This is a genomic window from Henriciella algicola, from assembly GCF_003576245.1.
GTDB classification, from domain to species: domain Bacteria; phylum Pseudomonadota; class Alphaproteobacteria; order Caulobacterales; family Hyphomonadaceae; genus Henriciella; species Henriciella algicola.
Genome location: NZ_QWGA01000008.1, coordinates 250,524 through 274,761 on the forward strand (window position 1 = coordinate 250,524; position 24,238 = coordinate 274,761).

General features: G+C 61.1%; 24 protein-coding genes and 1 tRNA gene. 10 read left to right on the forward strand and 15 right to left on the reverse strand.

Features of this window, described 5'->3' with window-relative positions:
• The first annotated feature begins 1 nt into the window (after position 1).
• The 3 genes from D1222_RS14070 to D1222_RS14080 all read left to right on the forward strand — a co-directional run bounded on the left by D1222_RS14070 (position 2) and on the right by D1222_RS14080 (position 1,133).
• Positions 2 to 439 carry an EVE domain-containing protein gene (locus D1222_RS14070; protein ID WP_119454895.1) on the forward strand — a complete coding sequence of 146 codons (438 nt, stop codon included), beginning with the start codon at positions 2 to 4 and terminating at the stop codon, positions 437 to 439.
• Positions 440 to 503: 64 nt separating this feature from the next.
• A complete protein-coding gene (locus D1222_RS14075) occupies positions 504 to 782 on the forward strand; it encodes a hypothetical protein (RefSeq protein ID WP_147371886.1) in 279 nt (92 codons plus the stop codon).
• Between the two features lie 75 nt (positions 783 to 857).
• Complete coding sequence (locus D1222_RS14080) at positions 858 to 1,133, forward strand: hypothetical protein (protein WP_119454897.1); 276 nt, start codon at positions 858 to 860, stop codon at positions 1,131 to 1,133.
• On the opposite strand, the gene D1222_RS14085 is transcribed toward D1222_RS14080, so the two are convergent.
• Genes D1222_RS14085 through D1222_RS14095 form a run of 3 tightly spaced genes read right to left on the reverse strand, consistent with a single transcriptional unit; the run spans position 1,130 to position 3,686 of the window.
• The gene (locus D1222_RS14085) at positions 1,130 to 1,837 is read right to left on the reverse strand and encodes an aspartate/glutamate racemase family protein (RefSeq protein WP_119454898.1); all 708 of its coding nucleotides are present in this window, start codon (positions 1,835 to 1,837) and stop codon (positions 1,130 to 1,132) included. The genes D1222_RS14080 and D1222_RS14085 overlap by 4 nt on opposite strands.
• Positions 1,834 to 2,364, reverse strand: coding sequence for a D-glycero-alpha-D-manno-heptose-1,7-bisphosphate 7-phosphatase (locus D1222_RS14090; protein ID WP_119454899.1), 531 nt, complete (start codon positions 2,362 to 2,364; stop codon positions 1,834 to 1,836). The genes D1222_RS14085 and D1222_RS14090 overlap by 4 nt, the downstream gene beginning before the upstream one ends.
• Before the next feature lie 50 nt (positions 2,365 to 2,414).
• A complete protein-coding gene (locus D1222_RS14095; protein ID WP_119454900.1) occupies positions 2,415 to 3,686 on the reverse strand; it encodes a TCR/Tet family MFS transporter in 1,272 nt (423 codons plus the stop codon).
• A 170-nt stretch (positions 3,687 to 3,856) separates the two neighbouring features.
• Between D1222_RS14095 and D1222_RS14100 the strand changes: the two genes are divergently transcribed.
• Positions 3,857 to 5,695, forward strand: coding sequence for a M61 family metallopeptidase (locus tag D1222_RS14100; protein ID WP_119454901.1), 1,839 nt, complete (start codon positions 3,857 to 3,859; stop codon positions 5,693 to 5,695).
• Here D1222_RS14100 and D1222_RS14105 read toward each other — a convergent pair whose 3' ends face one another.
• On the reverse strand, positions 5,696 to 6,550 hold the full coding sequence (locus D1222_RS14105; RefSeq protein ID WP_119454902.1) for a DMT family transporter: 855 nt from the start codon (positions 6,548 to 6,550) through the stop codon (positions 5,696 to 5,698). It abuts the gene before it with no gap.
• Between the two features lie 60 nt (positions 6,551 to 6,610).
• Positions 6,611 to 8,626: a S9 family peptidase gene (locus D1222_RS14110; RefSeq protein ID WP_233348782.1), complete on the reverse strand. Its 2,016-nt coding sequence runs from the start codon at positions 8,624 to 8,626 to the stop codon at positions 6,611 to 6,613.
• Between the two features lie 187 nt (positions 8,627 to 8,813).
• Between D1222_RS14110 and D1222_RS14115 the strand changes: the two genes are divergently transcribed.
• Positions 8,814 to 9,380 carry a LemA family protein gene (locus D1222_RS14115; protein WP_119454904.1) on the forward strand — a complete coding sequence of 189 codons (567 nt, stop codon included), beginning with the start codon at positions 8,814 to 8,816 and terminating at the stop codon, positions 9,378 to 9,380.
• Positions 9,380 to 11,080: a DUF2207 domain-containing protein gene (locus tag D1222_RS14120; RefSeq protein ID WP_119454905.1), complete on the forward strand. Its 1,701-nt coding sequence runs from the start codon at positions 9,380 to 9,382 to the stop codon at positions 11,078 to 11,080. Before D1222_RS14115 ends, D1222_RS14120 begins: the two co-directional genes overlap by 1 nt.
• A 1-nt stretch (position 11,081) precedes the next feature.
• Here the strand turns inward: D1222_RS14120 and D1222_RS14125 are convergent, their stop codons facing one another.
• From D1222_RS14125 to D1222_RS14145, 5 genes are all read right to left on the reverse strand, one after another.
• On the reverse strand, positions 11,082 to 11,858 hold the full coding sequence (locus tag D1222_RS14125; RefSeq protein WP_119454906.1) for a crotonase/enoyl-CoA hydratase family protein: 777 nt from the start codon (positions 11,856 to 11,858) through the stop codon (positions 11,082 to 11,084).
• A gap of 5 nt (positions 11,859 to 11,863) precedes the next feature.
• Complete coding sequence (locus D1222_RS14130; RefSeq protein ID WP_119454907.1) at positions 11,864 to 12,766, reverse strand: alpha/beta fold hydrolase; 903 nt, start codon at positions 12,764 to 12,766, stop codon at positions 11,864 to 11,866.
• A 189-nt stretch (positions 12,767 to 12,955) separates the two neighbouring features.
• Entirely contained in the window at positions 12,956 to 14,137 is a 1,182-nt protein-coding gene (locus tag D1222_RS14135) for a vWA domain-containing protein (protein WP_119454908.1), read from the reverse strand.
• 95 nt (positions 14,138 to 14,232) lie between these two features.
• The gene (locus D1222_RS14140; RefSeq protein ID WP_119454909.1) at positions 14,233 to 15,318 is read right to left on the reverse strand and encodes a hypothetical protein; all 1,086 of its coding nucleotides are present in this window, start codon (positions 15,316 to 15,318) and stop codon (positions 14,233 to 14,235) included.
• 58 nt (positions 15,319 to 15,376) lie between these two features.
• Positions 15,377 to 16,072, reverse strand: coding sequence for a hypothetical protein (locus D1222_RS14145; RefSeq protein WP_119454910.1), 696 nt, complete (start codon positions 16,070 to 16,072; stop codon positions 15,377 to 15,379).
• Positions 16,073 to 16,183: 111 nt separating this feature from the next.
• Here D1222_RS14145 and D1222_RS14150 point away from each other — a divergent pair, with 111 nt between their 5' ends.
• Both D1222_RS14150 and D1222_RS14155 read left to right on the forward strand, forming a co-directional pair.
• A complete protein-coding gene (locus D1222_RS14150; protein ID WP_119454911.1) occupies positions 16,184 to 16,672 on the forward strand; it encodes a hypothetical protein in 489 nt (162 codons plus the stop codon).
• Positions 16,673 to 16,824: 152 nt separating this feature from the next.
• Positions 16,825 to 17,097 (forward strand): hypothetical protein, encoded by a 273-nt coding sequence (locus D1222_RS14155; RefSeq protein WP_147371888.1) that lies wholly within the window; start codon positions 16,825 to 16,827, stop codon positions 17,095 to 17,097.
• A gap of 15 nt (positions 17,098 to 17,112) precedes the next feature.
• Here D1222_RS14155 and D1222_RS14160 read toward each other — a convergent pair.
• Positions 17,113 to 17,189, reverse strand: a tRNA-Arg gene (locus D1222_RS14160).
• A gap of 62 nt (positions 17,190 to 17,251) precedes the next feature.
• Positions 17,252 to 18,232 (reverse strand): P1 family peptidase, encoded by a 981-nt coding sequence (locus D1222_RS14165; RefSeq protein ID WP_119454913.1) that lies wholly within the window; start codon positions 18,230 to 18,232, stop codon positions 17,252 to 17,254.
• Positions 18,233 to 18,444: 212 nt separating this feature from the next.
• On the opposite strand from D1222_RS14165, the gene D1222_RS14170 reads away from it, so the two are divergent.
• Positions 18,445 to 18,744 (forward strand): hypothetical protein, encoded by a 300-nt coding sequence (locus tag D1222_RS14170; protein ID WP_119454914.1) that lies wholly within the window; start codon positions 18,445 to 18,447, stop codon positions 18,742 to 18,744.
• Complete coding sequence (ggt, locus tag D1222_RS14175) at positions 18,744 to 20,522, forward strand: gamma-glutamyltransferase (protein WP_119454915.1); 1,779 nt, start codon at positions 18,744 to 18,746, stop codon at positions 20,520 to 20,522. The genes D1222_RS14170 and ggt overlap by 1 nt, the downstream gene beginning before the upstream one ends.
• A gap of 1 nt (position 20,523) precedes the next feature.
• Here the strand turns inward: ggt and D1222_RS14180 are convergent, their stop codons facing one another.
• Genes D1222_RS14180 through D1222_RS14190 form a run of 3 tightly spaced genes read right to left on the reverse strand, consistent with a single transcriptional unit; the run spans position 20,524 to position 24,230 of the window.
• Positions 20,524 to 21,930, reverse strand: coding sequence for a sensor histidine kinase (locus D1222_RS14180; RefSeq protein ID WP_233348784.1), 1,407 nt, complete (start codon positions 21,928 to 21,930; stop codon positions 20,524 to 20,526).
• A gap of 21 nt (positions 21,931 to 21,951) precedes the next feature.
• On the reverse strand, positions 21,952 to 23,487 hold the full coding sequence (locus D1222_RS14185) for a dihydrolipoyl dehydrogenase family protein (protein ID WP_119454916.1): 1,536 nt from the start codon (positions 23,485 to 23,487) through the stop codon (positions 21,952 to 21,954).
• The gene (locus D1222_RS14190) at positions 23,484 to 24,230 is read right to left on the reverse strand and encodes a TVP38/TMEM64 family protein (RefSeq protein ID WP_119454917.1); all 747 of its coding nucleotides are present in this window, start codon (positions 24,228 to 24,230) and stop codon (positions 23,484 to 23,486) included. The genes D1222_RS14185 and D1222_RS14190 overlap by 4 nt, the downstream gene beginning before the upstream one ends.
• Between the last annotated feature and the right edge of the window lie 8 nt (positions 24,231 to 24,238).

Consider the following 24,238-nt stretch of genomic DNA (forward strand, 5'->3'; position numbering starts at 1 on the left):
GATGGCATATTGGCTGTTCAAGTCCGAGCCGTTCAAATGGAGCTGGGACGACCAGAAAGAAGCTGGCGAAGCGGGCACGCAGTGGACCGGCATTCGCAACTATCAGGCGCGCAATTTCATGCGCGACATGAAGGTTGGCGACAAGGGCTTCTTCTATCACTCCAATAAGGGCCTCGAAGTCGTGGGCATCGTCGAGGTCTCGGCAGAGAGCGCGCAGGACAAGACGACCGATGACGATCGCTGGGATTGCGTCGATCTGCGGGCGGTCTGCGATATGCCGAAATCAGTGACCCTCAAGGATGTGAAAGCGAACGAGAAGCTTCAGGACATGGCGCTGGTTACGAGCTTCCGACTTTCGGTCCAGCCCGTGAAGGAAGACGAGTGGATTGAGGTTTGCCGGATGGGCGGCCTGAATGGAAAGACGCTCAAGCCACTTTAGCGCTTTCAATTGCCCGCATCGGGATGATACGCCCTTTCCATAGATTAATATGTAAAGGTACCTGATGACTAAGATTATAAGCGCGCTCATCGCAATGGGCTTCGTTCTGGCCGGCTGTACGGCTATCGAAGATCCGTCCGCCAATAGTGAGATGATGGTCGCTGATGATGGCACCGAAGTAGAGTGCCGCCGGATCAAGGAAATGGGCACGATGCTCGGCAAGCGCGTCTGCATGGAGCCGACAGAGTGGGAAGAGGTCGACCGTGCAGCCGAAGAGGGCGCCGAGGACTTCATGGGAAGCTCACGCGGTGCCGGTCAGGGGCCAGACTCACCCGGCCTCTAGCCAGTTTCAACGCCCGGAGATCGCTTCTCCGGGCGTTTTTCGTTTCGTCTGCGTAAAATCGGAAGGGGAAAGCTGATGACCAGGATCGCAAGCGCACTCGTTGCGATGGGAACTCTGTTGGCCGGTTGCACCGCCATCGAGGATCCATCGGCCAATAGCGAGATGATGATGACGACGGATGGACGAGAAGTCGAATGCCGCCGCATCAAGGAAATGGGCACGATGCTCGGTGAGCGTGTCTGTATGGAGCCTGCCGAATGGGCCCAGATTGACGAACAGGCTGAGGAAGAAGGCCGCCGCTTCGTCGACGAAGTCAGTGCGGATGGCGGCATGATGCCGATGAACCCTTAGGTCCGTTCCAAGTCTCCAAGCGCAAGGTCCAGCGCAACTTCGCAATGGATCAACGCCGTATCATAAACGGGTAAGGGCGAGTTGCTGGCGTCGAGCAGCATGCCAATCTCGGTGCAGCCGAGAATGACGCTGTCTGCACCGGCTTTTCCATACTTGCGAACAATGTCGAGGAAGGCGTCCCGGCTTGCATCGGTGGTGATGCCATTCACCAGCTCATCGAAAATAACGCCGTGAATGCGCGCACGGTCGGCGTCGCCCGGCACAATCACACCGAGGCCGTGCTGGTCTGCGAGCCGTCCTTTGTAGAAGTCCTGCTCCATCGTGTAGGCGGTACCAAGCAGGAGCGGACGCGCGCGCCCATCTGATTTCAGCCTGATCGCGGTCGCATCGGCGATGTGGAGGAAGGGCACGCCAAGCGCGTTCTCTATGGCGTCGGCGCAGCGATGCATCGTGTTGGTCGCGAGCAGGATGAGGTCGGCGCCTGCGGCCTCCAGCCGTTTCGCAGCGCTCGCCAGGTGTTCGCCTGCTCCGGCCCAGTCGCCTGCCTTCTGCATAGCCTGTATCTCACCGAAATTCATGGAGGCGATGACGCAGTCTGCTGTCGCTAATGCGCCTAGCCGCTCACGCGCCCCGGCATTGAGCGCGCGGTAATAGATGATCGTGCTTTCCGGGCTCATCCCGCCGAGGATGCCGATCCGCTTCATCCGCGCACGCCATCTTCGAAACTGGCGAGCGCCCATTCGGCGAAAACGCCAAGATTGCCGCCTCTGAACAGGAAGGCGCCAACGCCAGCTGCGCGGGCCGCGTCGATATCGGTATCCTTGTCACCGATCAGGAAGCTCTGTTCGCGGTTGACGTTGAAGTCTGCCATCGCCTGCAGCAGCATGCCTGGGCCGGGCTTGCGGTCGATGCTCGATTTGCGATAGCGCGCAATCTCGCCGTCTTCATGCCAGGGGGCGTGATAGAAGCGATCGATATGGGCACCGGCCTCTTTCAGCTCTTCCGTCATATGGTCATGCAGGGCCTGCATATCAGCTTCTGTGTAGTAGCCGCGCGCGATGCCTGACTGGTTGGTGACGACGAACACGTACCAGCCGCGTTTGTTGAAATTGGCGATGCAGGTCTTGGCACCCTCAATCCACTCAAAGTCCTCGATGCGGCTGACATAACCGCGATCGACATTGAGGACGCCGTCACGGTCAAGGAAAAGGGCGGGGCGTCGTTCGGCCATAAGGTTTCCTACGCCAAGCGCAGCAGCGGCACCAGATCAGGGCGCTGCATTCAGCTGCTGGCGCTTTCGTCCTGTCCAATCTCTGACACGGCCTGCCGGTTCGCGCGCACACCAAGCATGAAAGGGATAAGGCAGAGCGCCGTCAGGATGGAGGCAAGCAGGAAGGCTGCACCGGGGAAATAGACTGGCGCATCGGGCGCCGAGAAAGCGTGCAGCGTCTGCGTCATCAAAAGCGGGGCGAAGATGATGGAGAATGCGTTGAGGCTGGCCGTTGCACCCTGAAGCTCACCCTGGGCGTTGCGTGGTGTCAGGCCGGACATGATTTGATTGATGGACGGGCCGAACACCCCGCCAAGCGCGCTGAGCGGGATAATTGCGTAGACCATCCAGCCCTGCACCGCGCCCGCAAAAAGACCGAGCGCGAGCACCATGATGCCGATGCCCCCAAGGGCCGTGCGCACGGGACCAAACAGTTTGATGGCTGGCCCGATCAGCAGGACCTGCGTGACCGCAGACCCAAGACCGACCGCCGCGAGCGACAGGCCGATCTGCGTTTCCGACCAGTCATAGCGGATGTCGGAATAGAAGTTCCAGGTCGACGGGAAGACGCTGTGGGCGAACTGGAAGATGCCAAAGGCGACAATGAACCAGCCGACCTTGGGGATCTTCGAGAAGTGTTTGACGGCCCCGAACGGGTTGGCGCGCTTCACGTTGAAAGGGCGGCGGTCCTCTTTCGCCAGCGATTCCGGCAAAACGAAATAACCATAGAGAAAATTGGCGATGGACAGCGCGGCTGCGCCGAAGAAAGGAAGACGCGTATCGATCGACCCCAGAAGCCCGCCAATGGCCGGGCCGAGGATGAAGCCGATGCCGAAAGCTGCGCCAATCATGCCGAACGCCTTGCCGCGTTCCTCAGGTTCTGTGACGTCGGCGATATAGGCGTTCGCGGTCGAGAAGGTGGCCGATGAGATGCCGGTCAGCGCGCGGCCGATGAAGAGAAGCCAGACCGAGTCGGCGAGCCCCATGATGATGAAGTCCATGCCCAGCGTCGCGATGGAAACCAGCATGACGGGCCGCCTGCCATACCGGTCAGAGAGATTGCCAATGGTCGGCATGGCAACAAAGTTCAGGATGCCATAGGTGGCCATAAGATAGCCGCCGATCACGATCGTCTCTGAGGCCGGATTGCCTGTCAGCTCTTCGAGCAGGGACGGCATGACCGGGATGATGATGCCAAAGCCCATCATGTCCATCGCCACGCAGACGATGACAAACAGGAAGGCATTCTTCCCATGTTTGCGGGTGGCAGGGGCCTCACTCATGGCGCAAGGCAATGGCCGGGAACGGCGCGGGCGTCAATGACGCATGCTGGGCTAGCTTTGGGCTCAGCTGGTCGCAGGCCCGCGATGAGCTGCATTCAGTCTTGCGCTCACCTAGTCGCAACCAGACCGAACCGCTTATATCCCTAGCAATGATCAGAAAGGAGCCGACCATGCGCGCAACACTATTGGGGAGTGGAGCCCTTCTGCTTTCAGCGGGCGCCTGGGCGCAGGACGCGGCGGTTTCCTACGATGTCTCCTTCCCGAACGCGGCGCACCACGAGGCGGAAATCTCCGTCACCTTCCGTGAGATCGGCGAAGGCCCGCTCACTGTGCGCATGTCACGCGCTTCGCCGGGGCGGTATGCGCTGCATGAGTTTGCCAAGAATGTGTACGGGTTGAGCGCGGTCGATGCGGACGGGCAGGCGCTGGCCGTCTCACAGGACGATCCCTATTCGTGGACGATCGAAGGCCATGATGGCGAGGCGACGGTGACCTACACCCTCTATGCCGACCGCGCCGATGGCACATATTCGCAGATCGATCTCACCCACGCCCATCTCAACATGCCCGCCACGCTGCTCTGGGCGGAGGGAATGGAAGACCGCCCTGTAGAGATCAGCTTCGAGCCTGCGTCCCCGGACTGGAAAGCGGCGACGCAGCTCGTTCCGGCAGGGTCGGCGATGGCTTTTACCGCGCCGGACCTGCAATATCTGATGGATAGCCCGACCGAGCTTTCCGACTTCGACCTCCGCAAATGGACGATCGGGGAGGGTGATAGTGAGCAGACCATCCGCCTCGCCATCCACCATGACGGTACGCCAGAAGACGCCGACGCCTATGCCGAGATGGCGAAGAATGTCGTCGACGCGCAGATCGAACTCTTCGGTGAGGCGCCGCGCTTTGACTATGGCACCTACACTTTCATCGCCGACTATCTGCCTCATGTCAGCGGCGACGGGATGGAGCATCGCAATTCTACCGTCATCAGCAACACCAAGGGCCTCTATGAGGACGAGTTCGGTCAGCTGAGCACGCTCTCGCACGAGTTCATCCATGCCTGGAATGTCGAACGCCTGCGCCCGGCAGAACTGGAGCCCTTTGACTTTACGAAAGCCAATCCGACGACCACGCTCTGGTTCGCTGAGGGATTCACCACCTATTACGCACCACTGACAATCCGGCGGGCGGGCGAAGAGGATGTCGATGGGTATCTGAAGACGCTGAGCCGAAATCTCAGCTATGTCGTGAATGGGGCAGGGCGGGAGCTACGGTCCCCCATGGCGATGAGCCTGCGTGCGCCTTTCGTCGATGCAGCAACGGCCATCGATCCCGATAACAACGCAAACACGTTCATGTCCTACTATCCCTACGGCGCCATGATCGGCCTTGCGCTGGACCTCGAACTTCGTGGCAGGTTTGAGGGCATTTCGCTCGATGATTATATGCGCCGCCTCTGGCGGAAGTTCGGGAAGACCGCGACGGCCTACACGCATCAAGACCTGAAGGTCACGCTGGCAGAGGTGACGGGTGATACGGCCTTCGCGGAGGGCTTCTTCGCGAATTACATCGAGACGGGCGCGCTGCCGGATTATGGGCCGCTTCTTGCGCAGGCGGGGCTTGAGCTTGGGCCCGCCAATCCCGGCAAGGCCTGGATCGGCGGTAGCTTTGAGGCCGATGGCCCAGTCGTGAAGATCGCGTCCAACACGGTGCGCGGTACGCCGCTCTACCAGGCCGGGCTGGACCGCGGGGATGAGATTGTCCGGATCGGTCGTTTCGACATCAACTCGACCGGTGACGTGGACACGGCGCTCTCACGCCATGAACCTGGCGACACTGTCGAGGTCGCTTATGTTTCGCGCACCGGGGACGGCACAGTCTCAGTCACCCTAGTTGAAGACCCCGCGCTGAAGGTCACCCGCAAGGAATCGGGCGACGAGGAGCTGTCAGCAGCAGAGAAACGCTTCCGCGAGGACTGGCTGGGCATCGAGGAAACTGAAGACGCGGGTTGATCAGTTCGGTGATCTGCGGCGGGCAATGCTCGCCAGCGCGACGCCGCCAAGGATGAGGCCTGTGGCGATCACAAAGCGCAAGGTCAGCGGCTCGCTCAGGAAGACCATACCGCCAATGGCGGCGATGGCTGGCACGGTCAGTTGCGCGATTGCGGCAAGGCTGGCGCTAAGATCGCGCAGTGCGGCGTACCAGATCGCATAGCCGAGCGCCGATGTGATTGCGCCAGATGCGAGGGCGTAGACGACGCCTTCGATGCTTGGGGAGGCTTCGCCGCTGAGAAGCAGTGCCGGGCCTGCAATCACGATGGCCAGCACGGAAGCGCGCGCGAAATTTCCTGCCGTCAGCACCGTTGGTTGGCTCGCCCTACGACCCCGCAGTGAATAGATACCCCAGCCAATACCTGCCGCGCCCATGAGCAGCGCGCCGATCAGGGGTGGGGCTTCAAGGCCGGGCAGGAGCAGCCAGACAAGCCCGCCCAGCGCCAGCGCCAATCCGGCCCACCGTGCGGCCGCCAGCCGCTCGCCTTGCAGGATGCCCCAGCCGATCATGGTTATCTGGACGATGGCAAAGAGGATGAGCGCGCCCGTGCCCGTCGCGAGCGTCAGATAGGCGAGGGAGAACGCCGCCGCATAGAGAAGGAGTGCGGCCCCTGAGGCCCAGCTGCCAGACCCGATCGCGCGCTTTGGCGAGACGATCAGCGCCAATACGACCGCGCCTGAGACAAGGCGGATCAGCGTAAAGCTCCACGGGCCGGCCTCGCCGGTCGCCATGGCAAGGCGCGCCAGCACGGAGTTCGCGGCAAACGCCGTCATGGCGAGTGCCGTCACAAGAAAGAGGCGGAGCGGAAAAGCCATCACGCGCCCCGATGCCTGAAAGCGGGACGCATGACCAGAGCGTTCAGCGAGGAAAAGCGCCTATTCGGCGGCGTCATCACCCATCAGCTGCTCTTCAAGGAATTCAGCCTGGCGGCGGAAATAGAAGAGCTGGTTCTTCAGCTTGCGCCATCCATGGCCCTCATCCGGGATGCGGACATAGGGGGTCTCAATGCCATTCTCGCGCAGCGTCTTCACCATGATCTCAGTCTCGTAGATGTCGATACGCGGATCCTGAACGCCGTGCGAGTAGAGCACCGGCACCTTGATTTGGTCGGCGAGAGTGACGGGCGAGTTCTCGGTGTAATAGTCGATCCATTCCTGCTCGCGGATATCGCCATACTCGATCCGGTCGGATGCCTTGAGACCGGGCGAGGCGACTTGTAGCGCGGTCACCCAGTTGCCGACGCCGAACAGCGACGCGCCCGCATCGAAAGCGTCCGGATAAAGCGCCAAAACTGCGTTCACCATGTAACCGCCATAGGAGCCGCCTACGACAGCCGCACGGCTCGTATCGACGCGCCCATCTTCGTCAAGCGCGGCCAGCATGTCGATCAGGTCGCGGACGCTGTCGCGGCGCTTTTTCTGGTCATCCAGCGTGACATAGGTCCGCCCGAAACCGGTGGAGCCGCGCACATTGGGTTCAAAGACGGCAAGGCCGCGGTCGAGATGGTATTGCACCACAGGGTCAAAGCTTGCGACCGACTGGCCCGTCGGCCCGCCATGCACGAAGAAAATGACCGGCGGCGGCCCATCCTCGGTGCGTGAAGTGTCGTCCGGCAGATAGAGGAGACCCTGAAGCTCTACCCCGTCGCGCGCCATCATGCGCACGCTCTCAGGACGGACAAGGCGCTCCGGGTCGAGGCCCGCATAATTGGACGCGAAGACCTGTGTGTGGTCACCGGTATCAAGGTCCATTACATAGACATCGCCCGGCGTGCGCCAGCCGCTTGCCCGGATGGCGAGCTTGGAGCTCTCCATCGAGCAACTCGCCTGATACTGGCCTTCTGGCAGGAAACTGGTGTCGAGGCCCGCGTCTTCGCCATCCCGGTCAATGTGCAGCGTATCGAAACCATCGACGTTTTCGGTGTAGACCATGTAGGCCCCCGCTTTGCCGCAAAGTTCGATCCCGCCGAGATCGTAGTCTGCTTCTTTCACCACGCTCATTTCGCCCGAAGCGACGTCATAGTGGGTGATGGCTGAAAATTCGCGATCCTCATTCGAGGCGAAATAAAAGCCCGACGAGTCCGGCAGCCAGGCGAAACCGCCATTCGTATGATTGGCGCGCGGATCAGGTTTCGCGAGCGTCGTGATCTCGCGGCTTTCAATGTCGAGCAGGTAGAGATTGTCGGAGTCCTCGCCCACCGTTTCGCTGACGATCAGCTTTGTGCCATCCGGCGAGATGTCATGCGCGAAAAAGCCGAACGTGCCTTCATAGAGGCGCGTTGTCTCTCCGGTGGAGAGGTCCGCCGTATAGATGTCGAAGTCCTGCTGGTTGCGCTCAGTTGAGGCGAAAGCGATTGTCTCGCCGTCGGCGCCAAAGTCGCCGAAGGCGCGAAAGCCGCCTTCGACAGCCGCCAGAACCAGCGCTTCGGACGAGCCGTCGGCAGCGCTGCGGTAATAGGACTCCTGCTCATTGCCATCATTGTCGGCGCCATAGATCAGCGTCTCGCTGTCCGGCGACCATGAGAAAAAGGTGATGCCATTGCCGAAGGTTAGCTGCTGCGGCTGGCCGCCGCTGATGGGCAGGCTCCAGAGCTGCGGCTCGCCCGTCACGTCCCAGCGAAAGGCAAGCATTTCGCCATCGGGAGAGATTGAAACGCTGCCCGCGCCGCTCGCGAGCAGATAGCGCGCAATATTGGCCGGGTCCTGTCCAGCAAGACCAACATTCACCGCTTCATCCTCAGGCGTCATCGCCTCGAGCGACATGTCCGGGCCAGACTGGCCCCCATAGGAGGCTTCCGAAGCCGGGCTTTCTGCGGCCGGTTCGGCGTCCTGCGCAAAAGCGGGCGCGGCCAGCATGGTTGAGCCAAGAAGGGCGATCAGCGCGTTTTTCATGTCCATTCCTCCGGTCGACGGCACTTTGGGTGCGCCTGCCATGCGGCGCTGTCAACCGGGAGCGAAGCTTGGTGGCGGAGCGGTACCTGCCTGCTTCATTCGCGGGCGCGGCAGGTCAATAAGGGCCTTAACAGAGACGGCGTGATAGCCGATAGTCCGCTCTGGTTTTGTAAGAAGAGGAGCCATCATGGCTGCGCTTTTCGTCCTGATCGGCGTCCTGGTCCTGCTCGTTGTGACCGCGATCATCCTCTACAATAATCTCGTGGCCAAGCGTCAGATGGTGAACAATGGCTGGGCCGATATCGATGTCCAGCTCAAGCGCCGCGCCGACCTGATCCCGTCGCTCGTTGCTACGGTTCGCGGCTATGCCAGCCATGAGCGCCAGCTGTTCGAAGAGGTGGTTGAAAAACGCAATCAGGCCCGCGCCGCAGGCGATGACGCGGCCGCGCGCGGCGCCGCAGAGAGCGCGCTCTCTCGCCCGATCGGAAAGTTGATCGCGCTTGGTGAGGGCTATCCCGAACTGAAAGCCAGCGCCAATTTCAAGGATCTGCAGGACGACCTGTCTGACACTGAAAACAAGATTGAAATGGCCCGCCGCTTCTACAATGGGGCCGTGCGTGAGCTGAACACCGCTGTCGAGACCTTCCCCGGTAGCCTCATCGCAGGTCCATTCGGTTTCCATCAGGCCGCCTATTTCGAAATCGAGACCGCAGACAGGGCCCTCCCGGAGGTCGATTTCGGAGGCAAATCGTGATGATCCGCGTCCTCGCTCTCCTCTGCCTGCTTGTCGCGGCGGTTTTCCCGGCAGCCGCTGAAGAGGTCATCAACCGCTTCGATGTGGACATCGATGTCCAGCAGAATGGCGACATCGTCGTCACCGAAGCGATCAACATCACGGCCGAGGGCGATCAGATCCAGCGCGGCATTTTCCGCGAACTCCCACGCTATTTTGAGAATAATGGCGACCGGCTCCGCTACGATTATGACATCCTGTCGGTTGAACGCGGAGGCGATGATGAGCCGTACGAGACCTCAACCGAGGGCAATGCCTATCGCATCCGCATCGGGGACCCGGACCGGCGCCTCATCGTGGGCGAACATGTTTATGAGATCAGCTACCGCGTCAAAAACCAGGTCCGCTATTTCGACGAATATGATGAGCTCTACTGGAACGTCACGGGCAGTTATTGGGAATTCCCGATCCGCGAAGCGAGCGCGCGCATTTCGCTTCCCGAAGGCGGTAGCTATGTCGCGCAATCTGGCTATACCGGCGCGCAGGGCAGCGACGGCAGCGCCTATCGCTTTGAGCGCGTGGGCAGTGACTATGTGTTCGAGACGACCGCGCCACTTGCCCGGCGCGAAGGGCTTACTGTTTCACTCAGCATCGAAAAGGGCGTCATCGATCCGCCGTCTGCAGGCGACAAGCGCGCACTCTGGTGGCAGCGGCATGGCTCGCTCGCAGTCCTGCTCGCGTCGCTCATCGGGGTTTTCATATTCCTCTACCGCTCCTGGAACCGTGTCGGGCGCGACCCGGCGCGCGGGCCAGTCTTCGCGCTCTATGAGCCGCCCGCAGGATATTCACCCGCCGCATGCCACCACATCTATCATCGCGGCTTCAATGATCATGACGCGCTGATTTCGACGCTGGTAAACCTTGGTATCAAAGGCAGGCTCGACATTGATGCCGAGGACAAGAAGAACACCGTGCTTACACCGAAGCCGGCTGCTACCGCCCCGCGCCTGCCTGCCGAAGAATGGACACTGTACCGCAAGCTGTTCGCAGGCAGCGAACCTGTCACGCTCGGCAAGAGCTATGACAAGGGTTTCACCGCCGCCTATCAGGCCTTCCGCAAGAAGGTGTCAGAGAAGTTCGGCTCGGACTATTTCCGCTGGAATCTCGGCTATACCTTCGTCGCCATCGCACTGTCTGCAGTCGCCATCATCTTTGCGATCGTTCACGCGACCAGCTGGAATAACTGGCTGACGGGTCTCGTCATTGCCATCGCGGCGATGAACGGGCTTTTCATGTATCTGATGCCTGCCGCCACCCAGAAAGGCGAGGATGTCCGCACCAAGATCAAGGGCTTCAGGCTCTACATGGAGACGGCCGAGAAGCTGCAGCTCAACGCGGCCGAAGTTGGCGGTGACCGTCCACCGCCGATGACGAAGGACCGGTACGAAACCTTCCTGCCGTATGCCATCGCGCTCGGCGTGGAAAAGCCATGGACGAAGCATTTTGAGTCCGTCCTGCCTCAGGAAGCAGCCGACTATAATCCCGGCTGGAGCGCGGCACATATGGGGCGCGGCTCTGTCGCCAGCCTCAACAAGGCGGTTACTGCCAATGTCGCGGCGGCTGTGGCGGCTTCCATGCCGCAAAGCTCATCCTCATCCGGCTCCGGGGGTGGTGGCTTCTCCGGCGGCGGCGGCGGCGGCGGAGGTGGGGGCGGCTGGTAGGCTAGAACTTGCCGTGCCGGCCTGTTCCCGTCGCGAAGCGCGTTGCGCCAGCCTGCGTCTCGCCTGAACGGATCACCTCCATCCCGCCTTTGACCTCTGCGCGCAGGGCCGTTTCTTCATCGAGGCTCCACTGGTTGAGCAGGGAAGCCCGATCTGCGCGCATGCAGGCTTGAGGGAAGGCAGCGATATCGCGGGCAAGCTGCAGCGCGGCATCGAGTGCGCCTCCAGCTTCAGTATGGCGGTTGGCGAGACCGATTGTGAGTGCTTCGCCGACACCGACCTCGCGCCCCGTTAGCACCATATCCATCGCCCGTGATTGACCAATCAGCCGTGGCAGCCGCACGGTGCCGCCATCGATCAGCGGAACGCCAAAGCGGCGACAGAATACGCCAAAGCGCGCCGTTTCACTGGCGACCCGCATGTCGCACCAGAGGGCCAGCTCAAGGCCGCCAGCAACGGCATAGCCTTCAACGGCGGCGATGACGGGTTTGGAGAGGGCAAGGCGTGTTGGCCCCATTGGGCCAAGGTCGCCGTCCAGCTTCGTGATATTGCCGCGCCCTTCGGACACGGCTTTGAGGTCTGCACCCGCGCAGAAGTTTCCCTCCGCCCCTGTCAGGATCGCAACCGACAGGCTGTCATCCGAGTCGAACGCCTTGAATGCCTCATAGAGCGCCTGCGCGGCCTCCCGGTCTACGGCATTGCGCGCCGCAGGCCGGCTGATGGTGACGACGAGAATGTTGCCATTCGTCTTGGTCAGGACAGGCGCGGTCTCGCTCATTGCCTTCAGCCCGGCTCGTTCGCTTTCAGGAAAGGCACAATCTTGTCCAGCAGCGGCTGGACCATGGCCTTCGGCATGTCATGGCCCCACTTTTCGATGATTTCGAGCTTTGCGCCCGGCACGCGCTTGGCGATGTCCTCGCCGCAAGCTGGCAGGATGAGCGGGTCGATGGCCCCATGCAGGACAAGCGTCGGTACGCTGATCGTGGACAGGCGCTCATGCCAGCGCGGCTGGGCAAGGATGGCGGCATACTGACGGGCAACACCCATGGGCCGGTCTGAGCGGTTGAAGCTCGCGCGGGCGCTCTCTGCCGTTTCCTCATCGCTGTTGCGGACACCATCCGCCGACCCGATGACACGGCGCGATGCGACAGAGATTTCGGCCACCGCATCGGCGGTGCGCATTTCCGGCTGGGCCGTGAGCGCCTTCTGGGCCTCGGGGGTTGAGCGCGGCAGGGAAGGCTCGCCAGACGTTGTCATCACAGGGATGAGCGTGCGCACTTTCTCAGGGTGATTGAGCGCGATCAGCTGCCCAATCATGCCGCCCATGGAATTGCCCATGACATCGGCCTTGTCCGCGCCCAGCGCCGTGATCAACGCGGCTGCATCGGCGGCCATGTCGTCGAGAAGGTAAGGCACCTCCTTCGACATGTCCTTGCCTTCGGAAAGCCCCTTGATGATGTCGCCCGGGGCAGGGGGGATCTCATTGGTGAACTCTGTCGACAGGCCAATGTCGCGATTATCGAAGATGACGACGCGGCGCCCTGCGGCGGCCAGCCCTTCAAGATAGCTCTCCGGCCAGGAAATCATCTGCGTGGAAAAGCCCGAGACAAGCAGCAGCATCGGGTCATCCGGATTGCCGATCTCGCGGTATTCGATCTCGATGCCATTGGCCTTGATACGTGGCATGGGCGCGTCTCCTCACTGTTTTCGTTTTCCGGGATTTAGAAGGGTTGCCGCGGCGGCTGTAAAGGCGTTGCGCACGCCCATGGTTCGGCTCGGCTCACCATGCGGTCTTCTGAGAAGATATAAAAAAGCCCGCATGGTGAGCGAAGTCGAACCAAGCGGGCTGTTTAGTTTTACACCAGTAGAAAGCGCCTATCGGCTAAGTTCCTTCATCGCATCTTCGAGGCCCTGCAGGGTCATCTCGAACATGCGGCCGGGGCCGATCAGCTCGTTAATCAGCTTGATGGAGCCGGTATAGTCCCACGCGCCGGCCTTGACCGGGTTCAGCCATACAAAGTTCGGGAACTGCTCCACGAAACGCTGGATCCAGAGGCCGCCGGCCTCCTCGTTCCAGTGCTCGACCGAGCCGCCTGCATAGGTGATCTCGTAGGGGCTCATCGTGGCGTCGCCGACGACGATGACCTTGTAGTCGGACGGATATTTATGGAGCACGTCCCAGGTCGGGATTCGCTCATTCATCCGGCGGCGATTGTCCTTCCAGAGGCCCTCATAGATGCAGTTGTGGAAGTAGTAGTATTCGAGGTTCTTGATCTCTGAGCGGGCCGCAGAGAACAGCTCTTCCATTACGCGGACGTGCGGGTCCATAGAGCCGCCGACATCCATCAGCAGCAGGACTGAGACGGTGTTGCGCTTTTCGGGGCGCATCTCGATGTCGAGATAGCCCTGCTTGGCCGTCTTGCGGATCGTATTGTCGAGGTCGAGCTCTTCATTGGCACCGTCACGCGCCCATTTGCGCAGGCGCTTCATCGCAACCTTGATGTTGCGCGTGCCGATCTCGACGCTGTCATCGTAATTCTTGAATTCGCGCTTGTCCCAGACCTTTACGGCGCGGCGGTGGCGGGACTTTTCCTGCCCGATGCGGACACCTTCCGGATTGTAGCCATTGGCCCCGAAGGGCGAGGTGCCGCCCGTACCGATCCATTTATTGCCGCCCTCATGGCGCTTCTTTTGCTCTTCGAGGCGCTCTTTCAGCGTCTCCATGAGCTTCTCGAAGCCGCCCATGGCTTCGATTTCGTCCATCTCCTCCTTGGTGAGGAATTTCTCCGACATCTTGCGCAGCCATTCTTCAGGCAAGTCCTGCACGTCGACGGCGTCCTGCATCGTGTCGAGGCCCTTGAAGACGTGAGAGAAGGCGCGGTCGAACTTGTCGAGATTGCGCTCATCCTTCACGAGCGCGGCGCGCGAGAGATAGTAGAAGTCCTCGACCTCCATCTCGATCACGTCATTGTCCATCGCCTCGAGCAGGAGAAGATACTCCTTCAGCGTGACGGGGATCTTGGCGGAACGAAGCTCATTGAAGAAGTTGAGGAACATGGGCGGTTATCTCTCCAGTCTCTTCTGAACACATTAGCGCGCGCCAGCCCTCTGTCCAAGGGCTGACGCGGCGCAACTGGAAGATAGCCGAAGTGTTACCAGCGAAGATCGGCGCGGATTTCCGCAACAGCGTCATGATCATGCGCTGCATACCAGCTAATGTCGGCGCCATTTTCGAGCGCCAGCATGGTGGTGCGGTTCTGCTCGGCTTCCGCGCTGTCATGGTCAAACTCGCGGAACTTCACATGCTCATCCGCCTGGTCGTGCACCTCTTCAAGCATGGCGCTTTCGAGCGGCAGGTAAAGCGTATCGAGCTGTCCGGCCTTCGCGGCATCCTGCAGGTCCGGCAGGCTCTTGCCTTCTGGAAGCTCACCATCGACCGCAGGCTCCTCGGCAAAAGCGTCGATGATATTCTGCTCCACGTTATTCGTGCCGCCTGCATGATGCTGCACGATCTCAAAGCGGCTGGAACTCATCACCTTGGCGAAATGCCCGACAGTGCCTTCTTCACCAATGAGGTGCAGCGTCTTGGTCTGCGGCGGCAGCGCCGCGTCTGCGGCATTGGCGATTTCCTCATAGAAGGCGAGGTCTGTCTTGTCGCGCTCCTCGTCCTGTCCGGTGCCGAGGGCATGATGGATAGAGCGGCCATCACTGCTGCGGGCAGAACCGCGTGAGCCGGAATGGAAGAACACATCATCCTGCACATGGCGGCGTGCTTCGACGGAACGATACTTCGGCGCGTCGAGACGGTCGGTCATGTCTTTCACATTGCCGCCCTGATAGAGATAGAGCTTCGGTTCGCTCTTCGTCACGAACAGCACCCAGTGGGTCTTGCGGCTCTGATAGTCAGCGAGAAGCGGCAGGATGAATGGGTGCTCGCCCGTCGTGATTGAAGCAACCGGACGCGCATTGAGGTGCGCCATGCGTTGATTTTCCTTGTCCTCGAAGAGCGCGATGCCATTGGCGCGGAAGTCGGCGAGCTCGAAGCTCTCAAGCCGATCCTTGATGAAGGCCGCATCTGGCGCGTGCTTCTCGACGGCGTCGATGACGTTCTTGCGCAGGATACGCCATTTTTCGCCGCCAACTTCCACCGAAGGGCGCGGGACGTAAACGCTTGTCGTCTTGTCGGAAAAGCCGGCGAATGCTTGCCTGAAAGTGTCGAGGGATGTCTGTTCTGACATGTTCTTCTCCTTGCTTGTCGATTGTAAAACCAACGGGCTTGAGAAGGCGGCGTTCCCGCTAACCGTCTGTATTTGCTGATTGCGGGATCGTATCGGTCACCGGGCTTTCAGCGCCCGCCGAATAGGACGTTCCACCACGTACGAGAAAACGTGGCACCTGACGTCCGCCCATCAGCTCGTCATAGAGGAGATTGCCAGAGCCAAGGTTCAACCCGCCGCCCGGGAGGTCTACAAAACCGGTCTCCGCCGCATCGGCCAGCGTCGCCACCACGGAGTTCGAGTTCTGGAACAGGAAATTGTAGTTCAGCCGCGCCTCATCGATCGCCCGGGCAAGGACGGCGACTTTCAGCCAGCGCTCCTGTCCAAAGTCGCGCGCAATGATGCCGACGCGTTGTGTGCGGCGGGGCTGTCGCAGCGGTGAGTGCGGGCTCTCGCCCCAGCCCATCGGCCCGAGGACGCGCAGCTCTCCATCTTCAGGATAAGCGGTGATGATCTCGGGGCGCCTGCCAGCTTCGGCGACATGCACAAGATGGGAATGTTCGCCTATGCTTGCGACGTCGAATTCGATCTTCACCAGGACGTTCTCGCCAAAGACCAGCTGAAACGCTTCGCCGCCACGCTCTGCCAGAAGGCGGAAGTCCTCGGCGCAAATTCCGTCACGATGGACGCGCGCCCGCAACTGTGAGATCAGCGGGTCGCTCTCAGGCAGGCCGTTCGGCCAGATATCTTCAGGTGTCAGCAGGCATGTTGTCACGGTAGATTAAACGCATACTCCCTTTGCGTGGTTTCCCACACCCCTGTCGGGCGGAACGCTTCAGGACGCTGTGGCATTAAGGTTGCCAATGGCTGGAGGCACCTGAACGACATGAAGCATCTCGCAGTTATCCTGACGACTGGGCTTATCATTCTCATTGGAATTGGCGCGCGGTTCGCGATCGGCAACGTCTATAGTGAGGCCGAAGCGACAAACCTTATCCAGTCACTCACCCAGACGGGTCTCTATCTCGGCTCCGCCATCGCGGGTGCCTCAGCGACCACTCTTGCACTCATGCTGACCCTGCTTGGGCTGACCAATCAGACGCAAACCGACTTCGATTCCGATGTCTATCGAAGTATTTCGCAAGTAGCCTGGCTATCCACGATCAGTCTTGTCGGGGCCGTCATCCTGTTGCTCATGTTGGTTCTGCCGGTCGGCGAATTCAACAAGATGCCAGATGGTTGGTACCGGCTGATGTATGAAGTGATCTTCGCGCTGACTGTACTGGTCTGTGCACTTCTGACCGCAACAGTGGTGAGGCTGTTCATGACGATCCGCCGCGTCATCAGTCAGGTGACGCCGGGCGATGCAGTCTAAAGCATAGATATATATTTGTAGTTCCATAGCTTTAAGTAGAAGAATAAGAAGTATGGTTATGAAAGCATGACCTTTACATAGAGCGTCGGAACGAGATGAAGGTGAACGCTTTGTTTCTACTCATAAAATTATAGAACAAAGCAACTTCCTCCATGAAATTTGTACCTAACAGTGTGTTCGTCAGTCATGCCGGACTGCCCAGCGGGCTCGTGTCGCGCCAGGACTGGAAAGACTTTATCGACGACACTGAGAAAGAAATCGCAGCCTTGGAGACGGCTTGGGCCGATTATCTACAGCACCATGAAGCGACGGCCGAAGATCAGCTGAGATTCGAGACTGTCAGAGACCGGCTGCAGGAAATCCGCGAGGATGCCCTGGTGAAATGGCGTTCAATGCGGGGCAACAAACCCGGCCTTGCCTGCTGAATTTTTCGGAAGAAATGGCACACCCGAGAGGATTCGAACCTCTGACCCCCAGATTCGTAGTCTGGTGCTCTATCCAGCTGAGCTACGGGTGCTCCGTTGAGAGGGCGGACACATAGCGGCGCCGCGCGCACGATGCAAGCGCTTATGCTGCAGTCTACTGATCTGCCTCATATACACCCCGTGCAATCGCCCGTGCGAGCGTGGAAGCGGCAAGCTCTCCGATGCGCGTCAGGGAAATGGGCGAGGGCTCTTCCAGAGGGATTTTGCCCGTCGACAGAACGAACAGCGCATCCCCATCGAAGGGAGCAAAAACTGGCCTGATCGCGCGCGAAAAGCCCGAAAGCGCCATCTGGGCGACGCGGTGCGCCTGCGCCGGGCTAAGCGCTGCATCGGTCGCGATACAGGCAATCGTCGTGTTCTGGCCGGGCTGTGGGTTCATCTTCGCATCGCCCCATTCTTCAGGGTCAGGATTGTAGCCCTCGCCCGGGCGGTGGTTGCCGAACTCACCATTCTGCTCATACGGCCAGGCCCAGAAGCAGCTCGTCCCCGGCATGAAGACTGAGCCGAAGCAGTTCACGCCTGCAAGGGCGCCGATCGTCATTCCGTCAGCCGTGCGAAGCGAGGCAGAACCAAGCCCGCCTGCATGCGCACCAGCATTTGCGCCAAGCCCGCAACCGACATTGCCGAGCGGAAAGGACTTGGCCCGGTTTTCGAACGCTTCCTCCCCAAGCAGGCGATAGGGAGGCTGCTCGCCCCAGCCCTTGTCGCCGCCATTGGCAAGGTCATAGAGGATGGCCGCTGGAACGATCGGCGTCTTCGGCACGCCCGGAAGGTCCTTCAGGCCATAGCCGCGCCCCATCGCGCCGAGTTTCGCCGAAACCCCATCTGCGGCGGCGAGACCATAGGCGCTGCCGCCCGACAGGACGACGGCATCGACCTGCTCAACCATCGTGTCGGCGCGCAAAAGGTCCGTCTCGCGCGTGCCGGGGCCACCGCCCGCGACGGCGCAGGCAGCCGTTGCAGGCTCATCTGCGACGATGACGGTCGTGCCGGTCAGCACGTCCCGGTTTTCCGCATTGCCAACCTCGATGCCTGGAACGTCGGTGATGAGATTTTTTGGGCCGGGCCGGGACATATCGCGCTGCTCCACATTTTCGCCCGTCCCGGGCTGGGACAGGAGTTTGCGTCAACCTGATCCCTAAAGCTGGCAGGCCTCTGACACAACACGCCAACCATCCTGCCTCTCCGGCATGAAACCTGCTTGCAGACAGGCAAGCCGGGCACAAAAGCTTCATTTGCGCCCACCGCCCCAATGGGTAAGGTCTTAACGTGTCAGGGGAGCAGGACATGAAACTCAAATTTGCCATCGCAGTCTCAGCCATCGCAGCAGGCGGCCTTTCGGCAGCCGCGCAAGAGGCGCAGACCTATTCGACGGAAGTCCCGAACCTCAGCCAGTGCATTGAGCGCGCAGGCGCCGATGGTGAGGCGACGCAGGAAGAGCTTGATGACTGCATCAGCGCCAATCTTGGCGAAGTGCGCGCGGCAATGCCTCAAGTGCCTATGGATAATGCGGGTGAAACGCCCTATCGCATGGAAAACGCCATGACCGGTGAAACCGCTGAAGGGGACACCGAAGAGGAGTCCTGATGAAACCTTCCACCTTGCTCTGTCCAGCGCTCGCTCTGGTCGCGCTTGCTGCGTGTCAGCCACAATCTGAAACCAGCGTCCCCGACCGACCGACACTTGAAGAGACAGAGCAGGCGCCCGCACCCAGGATCTGGGACAAGGGCGCCATGGTGGCGGCGGCGGACCCCCGCGCCGTGGAAGCGGGCCTCAAAATCCTGCGTGAAGGCGGCACCGCGATCGATGCCGCCATCGCCGTTCACACTGTCCTTGGTCTGGTTGAGCCGCAGAGCTCCGGCATCGGCGGCGGCGCTTTCATGGTCTATTACGACTATGAGGACGATGCGCTGACCGTATTCGATGGGCGCGAAACGGCGCCTCAGGCGGCAGACGAAAACCTGTTCGTGATCGACGGCGAAGTCCTCGACTATGTCACCGCATGGCAGTCAGGCCGCTCGGCAGGCGTGCCCGGCATGATCGCGCTCTACAAGGCCGCGCATGAGGCAGAAGGTGAAGCCGAATGGGCCTCGCTCTTCCAGCCTGCCATCGATCTTGCCCGCGATGGTTTCGAAGTTTCTCCGCGCCTTGCCGGCCTGCTCGCCAATGAGCGCCTGCGCGGTGCTATGCGCCTTGATGAGGACGAAAATGCCAGCGTCTACTTCTTCCCGGAAGGTGAGCCGCTGACTGTCGGCACGGTGCGCGACAACCCAGCCTATGCCGACCTCCTCCAGTCTGTCGCTGAGAATGGACCGTCCGCCTTCTATGAAGGCGAGAATGCGCAGGCCATTGTCGATGTGCTGTCTCAGGAACCACTCCCCGGCTCCATGACGCTGGACGATATCTCTTCCTATGAGGTGAAGCTGCGCCCAGCGGTCTGCGGCGACCATGAGACGATGCGCATCTGCTCTGCGCCGCCGCCAAGCTCCGGCGCGGTTACCCAGAACATGATCTGGGGCCTTTATGAGCGCATGACTGAGGGCAGCAGCCCCGGTTACAGCGATGAGAAGCTCGCCGCATGGGTCGATGCCCAGCGTATCGCCTATGCTGACCGCGATCATTACGTCGCCGATGGGGACTATGTTCAGGTGCCAACCTCTGACCTGATTGATCCGCGCTATCTCGATGCCCGTGTCGGTGATGTCTATGCGCCGGATGCCACTCCGCAGCCGGGTGATCCGGGTGAGGTTCTCGGCCGTGGTTCGATGATCGGCATGTGGGGCAGGGACCTAACCGACGAAACGCCAGGCACCACGCACATCTCCATCATCGATGGTGAGGGCAACGCTGTCTCCATGACAGCGACGGTAGAGTCCGCCTTCGGCAATTCGCGCATGGTGAACGGCTATCTGCTTAACAATGAGCTGACAGACTTCTCGCGCCAGCCAACGATCAACAGCCTGCCAGTGGCTAATGCACCGGCGGCTGGGAAACGCCCGCGCTCTTCCATGTCACCGACCATGGTGTTCGATCAGGACGGCGACCTCTTCATGGTCACCGGGTCTCCGGGCGGTAATTCCATCGTCGCCTATGTCTCCAAGACAATTGTCGGCGTGCTCGACTGGGGCCTCTCTGCGCAGGAAGCCATCAACCTTCCGAACGTGATCGCGCGCGGCCCATCGGTCGGCGTCGAAATTGATGTGGAGCGCGGTCAGGACTGGGCCGATACGCTGTCGGCGGCAGGATATGCCGTTGAAGAGCGGACCGGCGAGAATTCAGGCCTTCACGTCATCATCGTGCGCGGCGACGGGCTGGATGGTGGGGCAGACCCCCGCCGCGAAGGCGTCGCCCTGACACTCGACTAGCCTATTTGGCAGGCGGCGCAGCGGGGAGGGTCAGCCTGAACCGCGTGCCCGTCTCACTGGTCTCTACCAACGAAAGCTCCCCGCCCATGGCGCGGGCAAGGTCGCGTGACAGCGACAGGCCAAGCCCCGTGCCATCGCGCCGCGATGAAGCGGCGAAGGGCTTGAACAGATTGTCCTGCGCCCGCTTTGGCAGGCCCGGGCCAGTATCTGCAAAATCGATGCGGGTCGGGTCGCCTGATACAGTGATCGTCCCGCCAGCCTCTCCCATCGCTTCGGCCGCATTGCGGATCAGATTGGCCGCTATCCGGTAGAGATGATCCGGGTCACCATAGCCGGTGAGGCCGGGATCGATCTCATTGGCGAAACTGACCTGGCCACCATCGCCAATCCCTTCCATGGCCGCCTCGCTCACCGTTTCGGCGAGTCTGACCATCTGCAGCCGCGCGACAGGTGTCGAGGAGCGGCCATAGCGCAGCGTATCGCTCGCAAGGCCGATGGCCCGCTCCAGCGCACGTTCAAGCCGCGGGACGGCGCGCTGGACCCGCGGGTCGTCAGAGGTTGAGAGGGCATCGGATGCGAGCTGCGCGGTGGCGAGCGTGTTTCGGAGGTCATGATTAATCTTGGCGACCGCCTCACCAAGCTGGGCCAGCCGTTCGCGCTGGCGGAAGCTGTCGGAGACCGCCTCTTCCATGTCAGCGAGGGCATTCTGCGCGCGGCCAATCTCATCGCGCCGCGAAGTCGGCCCCAGCCGCCGCGTCCAGCTGCCCGGGTCCTGCCTGAACTGGATAACGGCCTGCGTCACCCGCTGGATGGGCCGCACGACGAGCGCGATCAGCAGGAAATAGATCAGCATCGCCGCTGTGATCGAGACGATGAGCGACACGATCAGGATGCGCCCGGCATAGGCGGTCAGCCCCCGCTTCAGCGGCGCTTCTGGCAGGATGACCTCCAGCACACGCCCCTCGCCAGACCCCATGCCGCGAATGACCAGCATGCGCCCATTCTCTGCCAGCAGGGTCTCCAGCGTCTCGCCAATCTCGCCGAAATAGCTCTCCGACATCATGTCGATTTCTTTCATCGGCCCTTCGAGCGGCATGGCGGGCGGCAGGATCTGCTCGCGCATGTCATCGCTGAGCTCAGCCACAGCCAGCACTTCGGCGCGCATAAGCAAGTCGTTCGACAGCTCTTCGGACACCATGCGGCTTGGCGCGGCCTCGAGTGAGAGGGCCGCGATACGTGCCGCTTGCACGCGCTCATTCAGCCAGCTTTCGCGATAGTTGGCGGCGCTCGGCAGGAAGATGATGAATTCGACCAGCAGGATGACGCCGATCGTCACGAGGAATAGCCGCACGCTCAGGCTGTCGAACAGCCCGCGTCGGTTGGTCGTATTCGCTTCAGGCTCACGCAACGGCACGCAGCGGCAATTAAGCTAGGCGATGCGTTGAAGCAAGCTGACAAGAAGGCGCGCGGGCCGTCCAAACACCGCGCCAGAGAAATGCGCGCTGGCCGCCCGCTTCACGACTTCGGTCCGCGTCGGGTAGGGCGAGATGAAATTGGTGAGCGAGGTCAGCTTCATCCCGTTCGACATGGCATAGCCGACCAGCTGGATGATATCGCCTGCGCCTTCGCCCACAATCGACGCGCCAACCAGCTTGCCCTTATGGAGCACGAGCTTGCATTCGCCCTTGGTCTTGCCCTCGGCAATCGCGCGGTCATTCTCGTCGAAGGCGAAGACGGACGTCTCGACCTTGTCGCCAAATTGCTCCCGCGCTGCCGCTTCAGTGAGGCCCACCTGCGCGACCTCCGGCGAGGTATAGGTCACCGCTGGCAGTGGCAAACTGTCAGCGCGCGAGCCCTGTTTGAAGAAAGCCCGGCGCACCAGCACGGACGCATGCCAGCCGGCAAGGTGCGTGAATTGCCCCATCCCCGCGACATCGCCCAGCGCCCAGACACGTTTGTTAGAGATCGAGCGCAGCTTCTGGCTGACCTTGATGCCGCGCTTGTCATATTCGACATCGCCAACTTCCAGATCGAGCCCGTCCAGTACTGGCTGGCGGCCAGCCGCGACGAGGAGGTGGCTACCTCGCACAATCTTCTTGCCGTCGGGCCCTTCCGCTTCCAGCACGATGGTGCCGTCGCTTTCGCTGACGCTGGCGGCCTCATAGCCCTCCAGCAGCGTCACGCCCTCATCGCGCAGCGCATCAGCAGCGACCTTTGCATGGTCCTCATCAGAAGAGGCGAGCACGCGGCCCATCTCGACAACCGTGACCTCAGAACCAAGGCGGCGGAAAGCCTGCGCCATTTCCATACCGATCGGCCCACCGCCAAGGATGATCAGGTGAAGCGGCAGCTTGTCGATGTCGAAGATGGTCTCATTGGTGAGATAGTTGACCGTCGCAAGGCCTGGCACAGGCGGAATGAAAGCGCGTGAGCCGGTCGCGATAACGATCCGTCGGGCTTTCACGGTCGCGCTGGGCGAATTGATTGTCTGCGGATCAGAAAACTTCGCATGCTCGCGGATGACAGTGACGCCAAGACCCTCAAACCGCTCCTGGCTGTCGACGGGTGCAATCGTTTCGATGGCAGAGCGGATATGCGCCTGCACCTTCTGCCAGTCCGCCACCGGCGTGCCCGTGACAATACCATAGTCGACGCCTTCACGCGCCGACGCGGCGTACTTCGCGGCAGAGATCAGCGCCTTTGACGGCACGCAGCCGGAGTTGAGACAGTCGCCGCCCATCTCGCCCTTTTCAAACAGGACAACTTTCAGCCCCAGCATGGCCGCACCGGCAGCCGCTGAGAGACCGCCAGACCCGGCGCCGACGACGACCAGATCGGCCTTGAGATTGCGATGCGGCGCGGCGCCAACCGAGTGGGGCGCAGGCTCAGTGCTCACCTGGTCGGGGGACTGATCACCCGGGATGGGCGCGCGGGCATTCTGCTTGGCGGTCGCATCATCACTCATTGGGCAGCTTCCTCAATCTGGGCCGCCTTGCGGCGGAAAATCTTCTTGTAGGCTACTGGCAGCAGCGCCACGACGGCGAGCGCCAGGAAGGCCGGGGCAAAATTGGCCACCGCATCCAGCAGCGAATTGGTCTCGCCCTGGTCGAATGTCGCGCCAAGGCTCGCCCCGATCCACGTATATGCAATGACGCCGGGGACAATGCCGAGCGCCGTGGTGAGGACATAGTCGCGGAACTTCGCGCCAAGCAGGGCAGGGGCGATATTGGCAACCGGGAACGGCACCAGCGGCAAGAGGCGGAGGGCAAACATGTAGGACACTGCGTCCTCCTGAAAGCCTTTCTCCATCCGCTTGACGAACCCGCCCGCCTTCTCCTGTAGCGTCTTGCCAATCGATGTCTTCGCGGCGAGGAACAGCGCGCTCGCGCCCAGCGTTGCGCCGACGACCGTGGCCGCGCTCCCGCCAAACAGGCCAAAGAGCAGGCCGCCCGCAATCGTGATCCAGAGTGCGCCCGGCAGCATGAATGCCGTCGCAAGCGCATAGATCAAGACATAGGCGGCCACAGCGAGGACGATATTCTCGTCCACAAAGGCCTGCATGCTCGCATTCTGGCGTTGCAGCGTCTCGATGGAGAGATAGTCGAACAGGCCGAACGCCCATGCGGCTATGAGACCCGCGACAATCACATAGATCGGCCAGAGGCGGACCCAGATGGATGTCCCGGTCTTGGTATTGTCTTCAGACATGGCGTGGG